At 71.6% G+C, this 13,603-nt stretch carries 16 protein-coding genes; 9 read left to right on the top strand and 7 right to left on the bottom strand.

The window, feature by feature from the left end:
- The first annotated feature begins 1 nt into the window (after window position 1).
- Window positions 2–1,063 (top strand): PadR family transcriptional regulator, encoded by a 1,062-nt coding sequence (locus tag FHS34_RS23515; protein WP_184968599.1) that lies wholly within the window; start codon window positions 2–4, stop codon window positions 1,061–1,063.
- A 114-nt stretch (window positions 1,064–1,177) separates the two neighbouring features.
- On the opposite strand, the gene FHS34_RS23510 is transcribed toward FHS34_RS23515, so the two are convergent.
- Together FHS34_RS23510 and FHS34_RS23505 are read right to left on the bottom strand one after the other, a co-directional pair.
- Window positions 1,178–2,143 (bottom strand): zinc-binding dehydrogenase, encoded by a 966-nt coding sequence (locus tag FHS34_RS23510; protein ID WP_184968597.1) that lies wholly within the window; start codon window positions 2,141–2,143, stop codon window positions 1,178–1,180.
- A gap of 227 nt (window positions 2,144–2,370) precedes the next feature.
- Window positions 2,371–3,594 carry an NAD(P)-dependent malic enzyme gene (locus tag FHS34_RS23505; RefSeq protein WP_184968595.1) on the bottom strand — a complete coding sequence of 408 codons (1,224 nt, stop codon included), beginning with the start codon at window positions 3,592–3,594 and terminating at the stop codon, window positions 2,371–2,373.
- 546 nt (window positions 3,595–4,140) lie between these two features.
- On the opposite strand from FHS34_RS23505, the gene FHS34_RS23500 reads away from it, so the two are divergent.
- The 3 genes from FHS34_RS23500 to FHS34_RS23490 are packed head-to-tail and all read left to right on the top strand — an operon-like array spanning window position 4,141 to window position 6,880.
- Complete coding sequence (locus FHS34_RS23500) at window positions 4,141–5,100, top strand: ABC transporter substrate-binding protein (protein ID WP_184968593.1); 960 nt, start codon at window positions 4,141–4,143, stop codon at window positions 5,098–5,100.
- A 38-nt stretch (window positions 5,101–5,138) separates the two neighbouring features.
- The gene (locus FHS34_RS23495) at window positions 5,139–6,077 is read left to right on the top strand and encodes an amino acid ABC transporter permease (RefSeq protein WP_184968591.1); all 939 of its coding nucleotides are present in this window, start codon (window positions 5,139–5,141) and stop codon (window positions 6,075–6,077) included.
- Entirely contained in the window at window positions 6,074–6,880 is an 807-nt protein-coding gene (locus FHS34_RS23490) for an amino acid ABC transporter ATP-binding protein (RefSeq protein WP_308288305.1), read from the top strand. The genes FHS34_RS23495 and FHS34_RS23490 overlap by 4 nt, the downstream gene beginning before the upstream one ends.
- A 144-nt stretch (window positions 6,881–7,024) precedes the next feature.
- Here FHS34_RS23490 and FHS34_RS23485 read toward each other — a convergent pair whose 3' ends face one another.
- Window positions 7,025–7,783: a class I SAM-dependent methyltransferase gene (locus FHS34_RS23485; RefSeq protein WP_184968589.1), complete on the bottom strand. Its 759-nt coding sequence runs from the start codon at window positions 7,781–7,783 to the stop codon at window positions 7,025–7,027.
- A gap of 100 nt (window positions 7,784–7,883) precedes the next feature.
- On the opposite strand from FHS34_RS23485, the gene FHS34_RS23480 reads away from it, so the two are divergent.
- Window positions 7,884–8,513: a CGNR zinc finger domain-containing protein gene (locus FHS34_RS23480; RefSeq protein ID WP_184968587.1), complete on the top strand. Its 630-nt coding sequence runs from the start codon at window positions 7,884–7,886 to the stop codon at window positions 8,511–8,513.
- Here FHS34_RS23480 and sodX read toward each other — a convergent pair.
- The gene (gene sodX, locus FHS34_RS23475; RefSeq protein WP_184968928.1) at window positions 8,417–8,851 is read right to left on the bottom strand and encodes a nickel-type superoxide dismutase maturation protease; all 435 of its coding nucleotides are present in this window, start codon (window positions 8,849–8,851) and stop codon (window positions 8,417–8,419) included. The two genes, FHS34_RS23480 and sodX, sit on opposite strands and share 97 nt — an antisense overlap.
- 145 nt (window positions 8,852–8,996) lie before the next feature.
- Here sodX and sodN point away from each other — a divergent pair, with 145 nt between their 5' ends.
- The 4 genes from sodN to FHS34_RS23455 all read left to right on the top strand — a co-directional run bounded on the left by sodN (window position 8,997) and on the right by FHS34_RS23455 (window position 11,300).
- On the top strand, window positions 8,997–9,392 hold the full coding sequence (gene sodN, locus FHS34_RS23470; protein ID WP_184968585.1) for a superoxide dismutase, Ni: 396 nt from the start codon (window positions 8,997–8,999) through the stop codon (window positions 9,390–9,392).
- 256 nt (window positions 9,393–9,648) lie between these two features.
- Window positions 9,649–10,050 (top strand): helix-turn-helix transcriptional regulator, encoded by a 402-nt coding sequence (locus tag FHS34_RS23465; protein ID WP_184968583.1) that lies wholly within the window; start codon window positions 9,649–9,651, stop codon window positions 10,048–10,050.
- A 34-nt stretch (window positions 10,051–10,084) separates the two neighbouring features.
- Window positions 10,085–10,498, top strand: a complete 414-nt coding sequence (locus FHS34_RS23460) for a VOC family protein (RefSeq protein WP_184968581.1) — start codon at window positions 10,085–10,087, stop codon at window positions 10,496–10,498.
- 43 nt (window positions 10,499–10,541) lie between these two features.
- Window positions 10,542–11,300, top strand: a complete 759-nt coding sequence (locus FHS34_RS23455; protein WP_184968580.1) for a VOC family protein — start codon at window positions 10,542–10,544, stop codon at window positions 11,298–11,300.
- A gap of 9 nt (window positions 11,301–11,309) precedes the next feature.
- On the opposite strand, the gene FHS34_RS23450 is transcribed toward FHS34_RS23455, so the two are convergent.
- From FHS34_RS23450 to FHS34_RS23440, 3 genes are all read right to left on the bottom strand, one after another.
- A complete protein-coding gene (locus FHS34_RS23450) occupies window positions 11,310–11,642 on the bottom strand; it encodes a DUF952 domain-containing protein (RefSeq protein ID WP_184968578.1) in 333 nt (110 codons plus the stop codon).
- Window positions 11,643–11,771: 129 nt separating this feature from the next.
- A complete protein-coding gene (locus FHS34_RS23445; protein WP_184968576.1) occupies window positions 11,772–12,020 on the bottom strand; it encodes a hypothetical protein in 249 nt (82 codons plus the stop codon).
- Between the two features lie 341 nt (window positions 12,021–12,361).
- Complete coding sequence (locus FHS34_RS23440; RefSeq protein ID WP_184968574.1) at window positions 12,362–13,504, bottom strand: family 2 encapsulin nanocompartment cargo protein polyprenyl transferase; 1,143 nt, start codon at window positions 13,502–13,504, stop codon at window positions 12,362–12,364.
- Between the last annotated feature and the right edge of the window lie 99 nt (window positions 13,505–13,603).

Raw genomic sequence — 13,603 nt, 5'->3', positions numbered from 1 at the left:
CATGGCCCCCGTCTTCGCCCACGGCCGCCTCCGCCTGTACCTGCTCAAGCTGCTCGACGAGGCCCCGCGCCACGGGTACGAGGTGATCAGGCTCCTGGAGGAACGCTTCCAGGGCCTCTACGCCCCCTCGGCGGGCACGGTCTACCCCCGCCTGGCCAAGCTGGAGGCGGAGGGCCTGGTCCGGCACACCACCGAGGGCGGCCGCAAGGTGTACGCCATCACCGACGCGGGCCGCGCCGAACTGGCCGACCGCAGCGGCGAGCTGGCCGACCTGGAGCTGGAGATCCGCGAGTCGGTCGCGGAACTGGCCGCCGAGATAAGGGCCGACGTGCGCGGCGCGGCCGGCGACCTGCGCCGCGAGATGCGCGCCGCCGCCTCCGAGGCCCGCCGGGACACGAAGCCGTCCGGGGCCGGGGCGCCCTACGGGGAGTACGGCGAGATGGGCGACAAGGAGGCGTGGAAGGCCGCCAAGGAGGAGATGCGCCGGGTCAAGCAGGAGTGGAAGGAGCAGGCGCGGCGCGCGAAGGACGAGAGCCGCCGGGCCCGTGAGGAGGCCCAGCGGGCCCGGCGCCAGGCACAGGAGGCGCAGACACGGGCGCGGGCCCAGGCCCAGGAGGAGATGCAGCGCATCGCCCGGCGGGTCCAGGACCGGGTCCAGGACCACTTCACGCGCGGTGACTGGCCGACCGGCGTCCGCGAGGGACTGACCGAACTGGCCAAGGAGTTCGGTGAGTTCGGGAAGGACTACGGCAAGGAGTTCGGCCGGGACTGGGGCTTCGGCCGCGCCGCCGAAGGAGCGCCGAAGTCCGCGCCCGCCGCGCAACCGCACCACACCTCCGCCGCGGAGGACTTCCCCGCCGAGTTCGAGCCCTCCTGGGCGCACGGGGACTCCACCGGCGACCCGGCCCGCGACCTGGACCGCCTCCTGGACCGCTTCCGCGACGACATCCGCGACGCGGCCCGCGACCACGGCGTCACCCCCACCCAGCTCCGCGAGGCCCGCCACCACCTCTCCACAGCGGCGGCCCACATCGCCTCCCTGCTCCACACCCCACCCCACTGAGCCCGACCCGACCGACCTCACGCGCCGACGTCGACCGCGGTTGACACACGGGGTACGGGAAAGGCGGGTCCGGTGCCTCCGGACCCGCCTGTCTGCCCGACATCCCCCCGGTTCTCAGGAGTTGGTCAGCACGATCTTCCCGAACTGTTCGCCGGACGCCAGCCGTTCGAAGCCCTCGCGGGCCCGGTCCAGCGGCAGCTCCTCGTCGATGACGGGCCGTACGCCGGTCGTGGCACAGAAGGACAGCAGGTCCTCCAGCTCGTCCTTGGTGCCCATCGTGGAACCGACCACCTTCAGCTCCAGGAAGAAGATCCGGGTCAGCTCGGCGTGCGAGGGCCGGTCCCCGCTGGTGGCACCGGAGATCACCAGCGTGCCGCCGGGCCGCAGGGACTTCACCGAGTGCGACCAGGTGGCGGCGCCCACGGTCTCGATGACGGCGTCCACCCGCTGCGGCAGCCGCGCCCCGGGCTCGACGGCCTCCACCGCCCCGAGCTCCAGTGCCCGCTTCCGCTTCGCCTCGTCCCGGCTGGTGGCGAAGACCCGCAGCCCGGCCGCCTTGCCGAGGACGATCGCGGCCGTGGCGACACCGCCGCCCGCCCCCTGCACCAGGACCGAGTCACCAGGTCGTACCCCGGCGTTGGTGAACAGCATCCGGTACGCCGTCAGCCAGGCCGTCGGCAGACAGGCCGCCTCGGCGAAGGACAGCTCCTTCGGCTTGGGCAGGACGTTCCAGGTCGGCACGGCGACCTGTTCGGCGAAGGTGCCCTGATAGCGCTCGGTGAGGATGGAGCGCGGCTCGCCGGGGCCGACGCCGTGGCCGGTCTGGCCGATGACGGAGTGCAGGACGACCTCGTTGCCGTCCGCGTCGACGCCGGCGGCGTCGCAGCCGAGGATCATCGGCAGCCGTTCCTCCGGCAGGCCGACGCCCCGCAGGGACCAGAGGTCGTGGTGGTTGAGGGAAGCGGCCCGCACCGTGATGGTGCTCCAGCCGGGACGGACCCCGGGAGCCGGACGCTCCCCCAACTCAAGGCCGGTGAGCGGCTGGTCGCGGTCGATTCGGGCGGCGTAGGCAGCGAACATGCTGCCGACGATAGGTGCGCGGTGCGGTCGGCGGAACCGCGCGGGGCTGTGACACATGCCCTCTTGCGTGACGGCACCCGTGCGGCGCAGCCCGGCACCGGCGGCCCGGGGCCTTGGCGGCACGCGGGCGGGCGGGACGGGTGAAGAAGGAGCCGGCCCCGTCCGGGCGGGCGGGGGTGAAGAAGGAAATGGCCCCGTCCGGGCGGACGGGGCCATTCTGCGTGACGTCAGCGACGCGCGACGCCCTCGGCGCGAGCGGCGGCGGCCACCGCCGCGGTCACGGCCGGGGCGACCCGCTCGTCGAACGGCGAGGGAATGACGTAGTCGGCGGCGAGATCGTCACCGACCACCGCGGCCAGCGCCTCCGCGGCCGCGATCTTCATCCCTTCCGTGATCCGCGAGGCCCGCACCTGCAGCGCGCCCGCGAAGATCCCGGGGAAGGCCAGCACGTTGTTGATCTGGTTCGGGAAGTCGGAGCGCCCGGTCGCGACGACCGCCGCGTACTTGTGCGCCACCTCCGGGTGGACCTCCGGGTTCGGGTTGGCCATCGCGAAGACGAAGGCACCCTCGGCCATGGAGGCCACGGCCTCCTCGGCGACCGTACCGCCGGAGACGCCGATGAAGACGTCCGCGCCCGCGAGGGCGTCCTCCAGCGAACCGCTGAGGCCGGCCTTGTTCGTGTATCCGGCCAGCTCGCGCTTGACCGGGGTCAGGTCCTCCCGGTCGGCCGACACGACGCCCTTGCGGTCCGCCACCGCCACGTCCCCGATGCCGGCCTCGACCAGCATCTTGGCGATGGCGACACCGGCCGCGCCGGCGCCCGAGATGACGGCCCGCAGCTGCCCGATCTCGCGCCCGCTCAGCCGCGCCGCGTTCCGCAGCGCCGCGAGGGTCACGACGGCCGTGCCGTGCTGGTCGTCGTGGAAGACCGGGATGTCGAGCCGCTCCTGGAGCCGCTTCTCGATCTCGAAGCACCGGGGTGCCGAGATGTCCTCCAGGTTCACTCCGCCGAACGAGGGAGCCAGCCGGACCACGGTCTCGACGATGTCGTCCACGTCGGTGCAGTCGAGCGCGATCGGCACCGCGTCGACGCCGCCGAACTGCTTGAACAGGATCGCCTTGCCCTCCATGACGGGGAGGGAGGCCTGCGGACCGATGTCCCCTAGTCCGAGCACGGCCGTACCGTCGGTCACGACGGCGACCACCGACGACTTCCACGTGTAGTCGTTGACCAGCTCCGGCTGTTCCGCGATCGCGGTGCACACGCGCGCGACGCCGGGCGTGTACGCGAGGGAAAGGTCGTCCTTGTCGCGGACCGGCACGGTGGCCTGCACGGCCATCTTGCCGCCGCGGTGCAGCGCGAACACCGGATCGAAGGAATCGAGGGGCTCGGCCCCGCCGTCCTGGTCCGTTTTGCTGTCGCTGCGAGGATTGACGATCTCCGCTGCCACTTTGTCTTACCCCTTAGGTATGCATGGTTTGAGGGTCGACCACTCCTGGTGAGGGGTGGGCGGGCACCGCGTACGGCCCGATTGCTGATACGTGCGAGGCCATACGCGACGGGCGCGCCGCACACGCGCCCTGAGCCCCGGATGAGGGGTGTAAAGAACCTTCTTACCGGACGGACGGTGCCCGCGACGAGTCCATTAGGTCCAAGGTCACACCCCGGAACCGGGAGGCGAAGCGGAGGTGACGTGCGGCCGACGGGCCGGAATGGCGTGAAAACACACAAGCCCGGCTGATCACATCGTGAGACATGCCGAAGATTTTCCGGCCGGAGCGCTGGATTCCCGTAGATGATCCTGCGGCTATGGACCGAGGATGTACCGACCTGATGCGGTTCGGGGGTCACCCGTTATCCGATTTTGACATTTCCACTCCCCTGAATGGCGCAGTCCGAATGGCAAGATGCCGTAAACCCACGAGGTCGCGACACCCGAAGGTGTGTGTTTCCGTCGACCCATCGGCAACTCTTCCCATCCGCCGGAGGAACCACGATGACCGCAAGCTCCACCCGTCGTACCAGCGCCGTGCGCTCCCGTCTGGCCGCGGCCGGTGCGATCGCGGTCGCAGGCGCCCTGCTGCTCACCGGCTGCGGTGACCAGACCAAGGACAAGGACGCCGGCTCCGGCAGCGCGTCCGCCATCAGCGCCCCGCTCGCCGACAAGCTCCCCCAGGACATCCGCAACAAGGGCAAGATCCGCGTCGGCTCGGACATCGCGTACGCGCCGGTCGAGTACAAGGACTCCGCGGGCAAGGTCGTCGGCCTGGACCCCGACCTCGCGGACGCCCTGGGCAAGCAGCTCGGCGTGACGTTCGACTTCCAGAACGGCACCTTCGACGGCCTGCTCACCGGTCTGCGCTCGGACCGCTACGACATGGCGATGTCGGCGATGACGGACAACAAGAACCGTCAGGAGGGCGTCGACCCGGACAGCGGCAAGAAGGTCGGTGAGGGCGTCGACTTCGTCGACTACCTGACCGCCGGCGTCTCGATCTACACCCGCAAGGGCGACACCAAGGGCATCACGACCTGGGACGACCTGTGCGGCAAGAAGCTCGCCGTCCAGCGTGGCACCACCTCGGAGGACCTGGCCAAGCAGCAGGCCAAGAAGTGTCCGAGCGGCAAGAAGCTCGCCATCGAGCCCTTCGACGACAACCAGCAGGCCCAGACCCGGCTGCGCTCGGGCGGCGCGGACGCCGTGTCCGCCGACTTCCCGGTCGCCGCATACGCGGTGAAGACCTCCGGCGGCGGCAAGGACTTCGAGATCGTCGGCGAGCAGGTCGAGGCGGCGCCGTACGGCATCGCCGTCGCCAAGGGCGACACCCAGCTGCGGGACGCGCTCCAGGCCGCGATGGACGCCATCATCGCCAACGGCGAGTACCAGAAGATCCTCGAGAAGTGGGGCGCGCAGGACGGCGCCCTCAAGAAGTCCGTGATCAACGGCGGCAAGTGACCGCGACCGGCAGCAGCGGCCACTGAGAGGCACTACCCGTGACAGACATAGACAAGACGGCGGAACCGGCGGACACACCCGCGGCCGGCGCCGAGGCCATCAAGGCCATCCCGGTGCGGCACTACGGACGTTACGTCGCCGCCGTCATCGCGATCGCACTCCTCGTCGCGATCATCTACGCGTTCGGCCAGGGCAAGATCAACTGGAACGCGGTACCGGACTACTTCTTCGACGACCGGATCATGACCGGCGTCAGCAAGACCCTCCTGCTGACGGTCCTGTCGATGCTGATCGGCATCGTCGGCGGCATCCTGCTCGCGGTGATGCGGCTGTCGAAGAACCCGGTGACCTCGTCGATCGCGTGGTTCTACATCTGGTTCTTCCGCGGCACCCCGGTCCTGGTCCAGCTGTTCCTCTGGTTCAACCTGGGCCTGGTCTTCGAGTACATCAACCTGATGCCGTTCTACAAGGACTACTGGTCGAACTTCATGACGCCGCTGCTGACGGCGTTGCTCGGCCTGGGTCTGAACGAGGCGGCGTACATGGCGGAGATCTGCCGGGCCGGCCTGCTCGCGGTGGACGAGGGCCAGACCGAGGCGGCCCACGCGCTCGGCATGAGCCACAGCAGGACGCTGCGCCGGGTGGTCATCCCGCAGGCGATGCGCGTGATCGTGCCGCCGACCGGCAACGAAGTGATCAACATGCTGAAGACGACCTCGCTCGTGGCGGCCGTCCAGTATCCCGAACTCTTCCGCTACGCCCAGGACATCGGACAGAACTCCGGCGCCCCGGTGGAGATGTACTTCCTCGCCGCGGCCTGGTACCTGATCATGACCTCGGTCCTGAGCGTGGGCCAGTACTACATCGAGCGCTACTACGCCCGCGGCTCCAGCCGCCAGCTGCCGCCCACGCCGTGGCAGAAGGTGAAGGCCAACATGCTGTCGCTGGGCCGCCCGAAGGGAGCGGTGGGCGCATGACCGACAAGCTGAGCAAGACGCAGGACACCCCGGTCGAGGGGACCGTCCCGATGGTCAAGGCGCAGGGCGTCCACAAGTCCTTCGGCCATGTCGAGGTGCTGAAGGGCATCGACCTGGAGGTGAAGCCGGGCGAGGTGTTCTGCCTCATCGGCCCCTCCGGCTCCGGCAAGTCGACCTTCCTGCGGTGCATCAACCACCTGGAGAAGATCAACGCCGGCCGGCTGTACGTCGACGGTGAGCTGGTCGGCTACCGCCAGCAGGGCGACAAGCTGTACGAGCTGCGTGACCGTGAGGTCGCGATGAAGCGGCGCGACATCGGCATGGTCTTCCAGCGCTTCAACCTGTTCCCGCACATGACGGCCCTGGAGAACGTCATGGAGGCGCCGGTGCAGGTGAAGGGCGCGAACCGGTCGCAGGCCAAGGAGCGTGCCATGCAGCTGCTGGAGCGCGTGGGTCTGGCCGACCGGGCCGGGCACTACCCCTCCCAGCTCTCCGGCGGCCAGCAGCAGCGTGTGGCGATCGCCCGCGCGCTGGCGATGGAACCGAAGCTGATGCTGTTCGACGAGCCGACCTCGGCTCTGGACCCGGAGCTGGTCGGTGACGTCCTGGACGTCATGCGCGACCTCGCCGAGTCCGGCATGACCATGGTCGTCGTCACCCATGAGATGGGCTTCGCCCGCGAGGTGGGCGACAGCCTGGTCTTCATGGACGACGGCGTGGTGGTCGAATCCGGCCACCCGCGGGACGTGCTGACGAGCCCGCAGCACGAGCGGACGCAGTCGTTCCTGTCCAAGGTGCTGTAGCGCCCGGCGGACGGCGCCGTCCCCGGCCCGCGGGCCGCTGACGGCCGGTCGCACGGTTCCCGCACCCCTTCGGGCGCGGGGACACGGGAGGGGCGGTACGAGAGTTCTCGTACCGCCCCTCCCGCATGCGCGGGTCGCCGGGCGTCACTTCACGGCCAGCACCAGGGCGTCCGACGGCGACGCCCACACCGTCCGCGCCTCCGCGAAGCCCCGCGCCAGCAGCGTGCGCGCGTGCCACCTCGCCGACGGCGTGTCACCGTCGGCGTGCTCGCCGTAGATCTGGAAGCGGCGGGCGGTGGGCTCGGCGAGGACCGGGTCCTGGGCCGCCAGCTGCCACCACTCGGACCAGTCCAGGGCGCCCTCGCGCTTGGCCTGTTCCATGCGGGCGTGGCGCTGGGCGCGCTCGGCCGCGTTGATCCGGGGCGTGGACTCGTCGATCATGTGGTCCGCGTTCATGAAGACACCGCCGTCGCGGACCAGCTCCGCGACCTGACCGTAGAGGGCCGCAAGGGGTTCGGTGTGCAGCCAGTGCAGGGCCGTGGCGGTCAGGACGGCGTCGTACGAGTCGTACGGCAGCCGCGCCGGCCAGTCCGGGTCCGTGAGGTCGGCGGTGACGAAGGAGACGCGGTCGTCGCCCTCGAAGGTGCCGTGCGCGATGGCGAGCAGCGCCGGGTCGAGGTCGACTCCGGTGCTGGTGGCCCCGGGGAGACGGCGGAGCAGCCGGGCGGTGATGCTGCCGGTGCCGCACGCCAGGTCGAGCACGCGCGGGGCCGTGCCGACGAGCGCCTCGACCATGTCGAGCATGATCCCGAGGCGTTCCTCGCGGTCCGGCATGTACCACTCCTGCTGCCGGTCCCAGCTCTCCTGCCAGGCCGCCCAGTCGGTTCCGGCACTCGTGGTCATGGGTCACCCGTTCCCTTCGATCCGCGTAATACCCTGGAAGCGCGACCGGCTGTTACCCGACCGCAGGCACGACAATAAGACGCCCTCGTAAGGACTACAAGTGGAACTGGCCTATTACTCGGATTACGCCGTCCGTCTCGTCAACAGCGAGGAGCCGGCCCGGGGCAAGGACGTCCTGACCACGGTCGAGGCCGTCCGCGACCTCTTCGACGTCAACGCGTCGGCCGCCCGGCGCGCCACCGAGGCCGACGTCACCCGCTTCCGCTCGGTCCGGGCACGACTGCGCGGGGTCTTCGAGGCCGCCGACAAGGGCGACGAGACCCTGGCCGTGGACCTGCTGAACTCACTGCTGCTGGAGTTCCCGGTCAGCCCGCAGATCTCCGGGCACGACCACCGTGACGAGGACGGCCGCCCCCTCTGGCACATGCACCTGGCCGACCACCCCTCCAACGCCACCGCCGGCTACGCGGCCATCGCGGCGATGGGCCTCGCCTTCCACCTCACCGAGTACGGCGTCGACCGGCTCGGACTGTGCCAGGCGCCCCCGTGCCGCAACGCCTATCTGGACACCTCCACCAACCGCTCCCGGCGCTACTGCTCGGACCGCTGCGCCACCCGCGCCAACGTGGCGGCCTACCGGGCCCGCAAGCGCCTGGAGGCCGACCGGTCGGGCAGCAGCGGCCTCGCCGCCGAGAACGCCCAGCGCACCAGCGCGAGCGGCGAACGCTGACCGGCCCGGACCGGCCGGAACCGGATCCAGGCCTTCCCGAGGATCAGCTCCTCGGGCACCACCCCGTAGTCCGTGCTGTCCCCGCCCGCGTAGGGGTTGTCCCCGAGCACCCACCAGCCGCCGTCGCGCCGCTCCACGGCCCGCTTGACCACCAGCAGATCCTGCTGGAACGGATGACGCAGGACCACCACGTCACCGGGCCGGACCGCACCCCCGTACCGCACCAGCAGCTGATCCCCGTGGTGCAGGGTGGGCACCATGGACGGCCCCGTCACCTCGGCCAGCCCGAAGGGCGCCACAGCCCTCCCCCGCTCGGTGTCCTGCGACAGCTCCGGCATCCCCGGCACCTCCCCGGTCCGTTCCTCCACCAGTCTCAGTCTCACCCTGGACTTTTGTCCTAAGCCCTAGGGGGCAGCCGAGAAATCGCCTTCCTCAGGGAGTAATGTCGCACCTGAGAAGACGATCACGAGGAAGGAATGCTCCATGCTTTCCCGCCTGTTTGCCCCCAAGGTCAAGGTCAGCGCCCACTGCGACCTGCCCTGCGGCGTGTACGACCCGGCCCAGGCCCGCATCGAGGCGGAGTCGGTGAAGGCCGTCCAGGAAAAGATGGCCAGCAACGAGGACCCCCACTTCCAGGCGCGCGCCACCGTCATCAAGGAGCAGCGCGCGGAGCTTGCCAAGCACCACGTCTCCGTCCTGTGGAGCGACTACTTCAAGCCCCCGCACTTCGAGAAGTACCCGGAGCTGCACCAGCTGGTCAACGACACCCTGAAGGCCCTCTCGGCCGCCAAGGCGTCCACCGACCCGGCGACCGGCCAGAAGGCTCTGGACTACATCAAGCGGGTCGCCGAGATCTTCTGGGAGACCAAGAAGGCCTGACCGGCCGGCCTTCCGTTCGGCCTCTGCCCGCACCCGGCCCGCAGGCCGCCGTTCACGGCGTCCTCGCGGGCCGGGTGCGGTCGTTTTCACCCGGCCACGGGAGCCGGTGGCCGGTGCCCCTGCGCCATGGTCTTCCGGCGGGCGCGGGCATCGAGCCGGTGGACGAGGGGAGCGGCGGGCGTGCCCGGACAACCGGACGAAATCGCTCCGCCGGACTCCCGGGATCCAGTCGTGCGACCTGTGCGAAGCTGAGCGGATGACCGCCCTGGAGGACCTGAGACGGCTGCGGCGCGTACGGGACCGTATGGACCGCGAGTACGCCGAGGCGCTCGACATGACCGCCCTGGCCCGTGACGCTCTGATGTCGCCGGGCCATTTCCAGCGCAGCTTCCGCAAGGCGTTCGGCGAGACGCCCTACAGCTACCTGATGACCCGCCGGATCGAGCGGGCCAAGGCGCTGCTGCGCCGGGGCGATCTCACCGTGACCGAGGTGTGCCTCGCCGTGGGCTGTACCTCGCTCGGTTCCTTCAGCTCCCGGTTCACCGAGCTGGTCGGCGAGACTCCGAGCGCCTACCGCGCCCGCGATCACGAGGAGAGCGCGGTGATCCCGTCGTGCGTGGCCCGCAGGCTGACCCGGCCGCGCCGCCGCCTTTACTGAGGCGGAGCGTGCCCACCGGTTCTAGGGTGAGTCCATGGACGTGAAACTCGCGCAGTGTTTCATCGCGGTGGACGACCACGACAAGGCCATCGCCTTCTACCGCGATGTGCTCGGTCTGGAGATCCGTAACGACGTGGGCTTCGAGGGGATGCGCTGGGTGACCCTGGGTTCCCCGGTCCAGGACGTGGAGATCGTCCTGGAACCGCCGGACGCGAGTCCGGACGCCTCCCCCGCGGACAAGCAGGCGCTCAACGAGCTCCTCGCCAAGGGCCTGTTGCGCGGGGTCATCTTCACCACCCCCGACTGTGACGCGCTGTACGAGCGGGTGCGCGAGTCCGGCGCCGACGTCCTCCAGGAGCCGACGGACCAGGCCTACGGGGTGCGTGACTGCGCCTTCCGGGATCCGGCCGGCAACCAGCTCCGCTTCATCGAGCGCCCGGCCCGGTGAATTCGGCGGGAGCCGTGGGCAGTTCGCGCCTACACTCCCGCCCGTGATCATTCGCTGGACGTACGCCTTCATCGACCGGCCCGCCGCGCGCCTGGCCGCCGCGGGCGACTTCTGGACGGCCGTGAGCGGCACCCGGCTGTCCGGACTCCGCGGTGAAGAGGACGAGTTCGCCACTCTGCTGCCGGAGCGGGCGGACCCGGGCGTGAAGCTCCAGGGCGTCCGGGAGGGGAACGGCGGCGCCCACATCGACCTGTGCGCCGAGGACGTGGACGAGCTGACCGTGCTCGCCCGCCGGCTCGGCGCCGCCGTGGTGGCGGACCACGGCGACTGGACCGTACTGCGCTCCCCCGCGGGCCAGTTGTTCTGCGCGGTGCCCTGGCACGGGGAGACGGTACGGCCTCCGGTGGTGTCCGGAAGCCGGCTGGACCAGGTGTGCCTGGACATCCCGCCGTCCCGGTACGACACCGAGTGCGCCTTCTGGTCCGGGCTGACCGGGTGGACGCGACGGGCGGGCTCCCGGCCGGAGTTCACCGGGCTGCGGCCCCCGGCGGGCCTCCCCGTCCGGCTGCTGCTCCAGCGGCTCGACGAGGAGCGCCCGGCCTCCGCTCACCTCGACCTGGCCTGCGCCGACATCGCCGCCGTCCGCGCACGGCACGAGGAGCTGGGTGCCGTCCTGGTGAGCGAGGGCGCCCACTGGACGGTGATGCGCGACCCGGCCGGCGGCACGTACTGCCTGACCGGCCGCGATCCGGAGACCGGCGCCCTGCCCGACGGCGGCGGCCAGGGCACCGACGCCGGGTAGACCCGCCCGCTACGCCCAGGGCTCCACGTCCACCACGGCCTCGACCGGTAGGGGCCCGTACACGTGCGGGAACTCCTCCCCGCCCGGCTCCACGGCCTCGTATCGCACCGGCGCCCCGACCCGCGCCGGGTCCACCACCAGGACGACCAGTTCGTCCGGGGCGTCGGGGCCGCCGTAGAGGAAGTCGGCGACGCGCGGGAGCTGCTCGCGGGTGGAGAAGTGGATGAAGCCCTCCTCCTGGAGGGTGCGGCCCCGGGTGGACAGCTCGTAGGCGCCGCGCTCGCGCGCCGCCTCCCACAGGGAACGCTCGGTGATGTGCAGGATGTACGGCAGCTTCGGCATGTGCCCACGCTACGGCGTTCCCCCGGGGCGATCCGACCGTGCCGCCGATCCGGCCGCGCCGGCGCCCGGACGCACTGACGCCCGGACCGCACTGACGCACGGACCGTCCTGCCGCCGGCGCGCTGTCACTCAGACGGTGGTGTCCTTCGCGCCCGCCTCCGAGGGACGCTCCGGACCGCTGTCGCCCGGCCGGGCCCGGGCGCCGTCGGAGCGCTCGGCCTCGGCGGACCGTCCGGCGCCGGCGGAGGCCGCGCAGCCGGGGTTGCGGCACGGTCCGGGGGCCCACACCGGCACCCAGGCGCCCAGTGTCTTGTGCCGCTTGACGACTGTTTCGACCGGCTGCCCGCAGACGGGACAGACGGATTGCTCGCTGCCCATGCCCTCAGCGTAGAGCGGCGACCGTCTCAGCGCTTCCTGCCGCACGTGCGCACCAGGACGCCGCTGCCGAAGGTGCGCACCGCACCCGGAGCGTGCGCAGGCCGATCTCTTGTCGGTGGAGGCGGGGAGCGGGCGGGGCCGGGCCACCCCGTGACCGCTCCAGCTGCAGTGCTTCAGCTGTCGTGACGCGAGGGGTTTCCGGGGGGCCGGACACGACGACGGCTCCGCGCACCGTGGGGGTGCGCAGGGGCCGTCCGGCCGGAGTCCCCGGCGACCGCGCGGGGTCAGGACCGCACGGCCCGGGGACTCCGGGTCCTTCTCGGCCGCCGGACCGGCAGCCGTCAGCTGGTCCGCCGCGTGACGAACTCGGCGAGCGCCAGCAGACCGCCCGCCGCCTCGGGCTCGGGGACCGCCCGGGCCAGCTCCTGCATGGCCCGGGCCATGCGGTCGGCCGCCTCGGCCTGCGCCCAGTCCCGTCCGCCGGCCCGCTCCACCGCGAGTGCCGTACGGGCGATCTCCCCGGTCTCCGCCTCGCCCTCGACATGAGGCCTGCCGTACAGCGCGGCGAGTTCGGCCGCCGCCGGGGCGCCGGAGGTGAGCGCCGCCACCACCGGCAGGGACTTCTTGCGGACGACGAGATCCGCGCCGGCCGGCTTGCCGGTGTGCCGCGGGTCGCCCCATATGCCGATGACGTCGTCGATCAGCTGGAAGGCGAGCCCGGCCTGGCGGCCGAAGCCGTCCAGCGCGGCCACGTCCTCGTCGTCCGCCCCCGCGTACAGCGCGCCGAGCGCACAGGCACAGCCCAGCAGGGCACCGGTCTTGGCCTCGGCCATCACGAGCACCTCGTCCAGGGTGACCGCGTCCGGCGCACGCCGCTCCAGGTCGGTGTCCACGTGCTGCCCCTCGCACAGCTCCACGACACAGGCCGCGAGCCGGGCCAGGGCCGGGGCGGAGGCCGGGTGCGGGTCGTCGGCGAGCAGCCCGAGGGCCAGCGCCTGCAGGGCGTCCCCGGCGAGGATCGCGTCGGGGATCCCGAAGACGGTCCAGGCCGTCGGCCGGTGCCGGCGGGTGGTGTCCCGGTCCATCACATCGTCGTGCAACAGCGTGAAGTTGTGGATCAGTTCGACCGCCACCGCCGCCCGGACCGCGGCCACCCGGGCCGCCGGGCCGCCGAGGGCGGCGGCAGCCGCCAGCACGAGGGCCGGCCGTATCGCCTTGCCCGCGTTGCCCGCCGCCGGCGTGCCGTCGGCGTGCTGCCAGCCGAAGTGGTAGAGCCCGACCCGGCGCATGGCGCCGGGCAGTGACTCGATGGCCGCCCGCAGCTCCGGGTCGACCAGGGCGCGGGTGCGCTCCAGTTGTGCCGCCGCCTCCTGTCCGTCGAGCGGACCGGTGGCGGCGTCTGCGGTCTTCTCGGGCTCCTCCGGTGTGCCGGCACGCGGCACACCGGGGGAACGCTCGTCGGTCTCCGTCATGAACTCGGCCATGCCTCCCCCTCGCCAGGTCCGCGAGGGCCGGCGTCACCGGCCCGGCCGGACGCATACCCCGAGGGCCTACCCGCCCCGGTGGGCGGGGACACGGCCGCG

Source organism: Streptomyces echinatus (assembly GCF_014203595.1).
Taxonomy (GTDB): Bacteria; Actinomycetota; Actinomycetes; order Streptomycetales; family Streptomycetaceae; genus Streptomyces; species Streptomyces echinatus.
The sequence above is the reverse complement of the archived record's forward strand: the minus strand, read 5'-3'. Positions and strand labels throughout refer to the sequence as shown.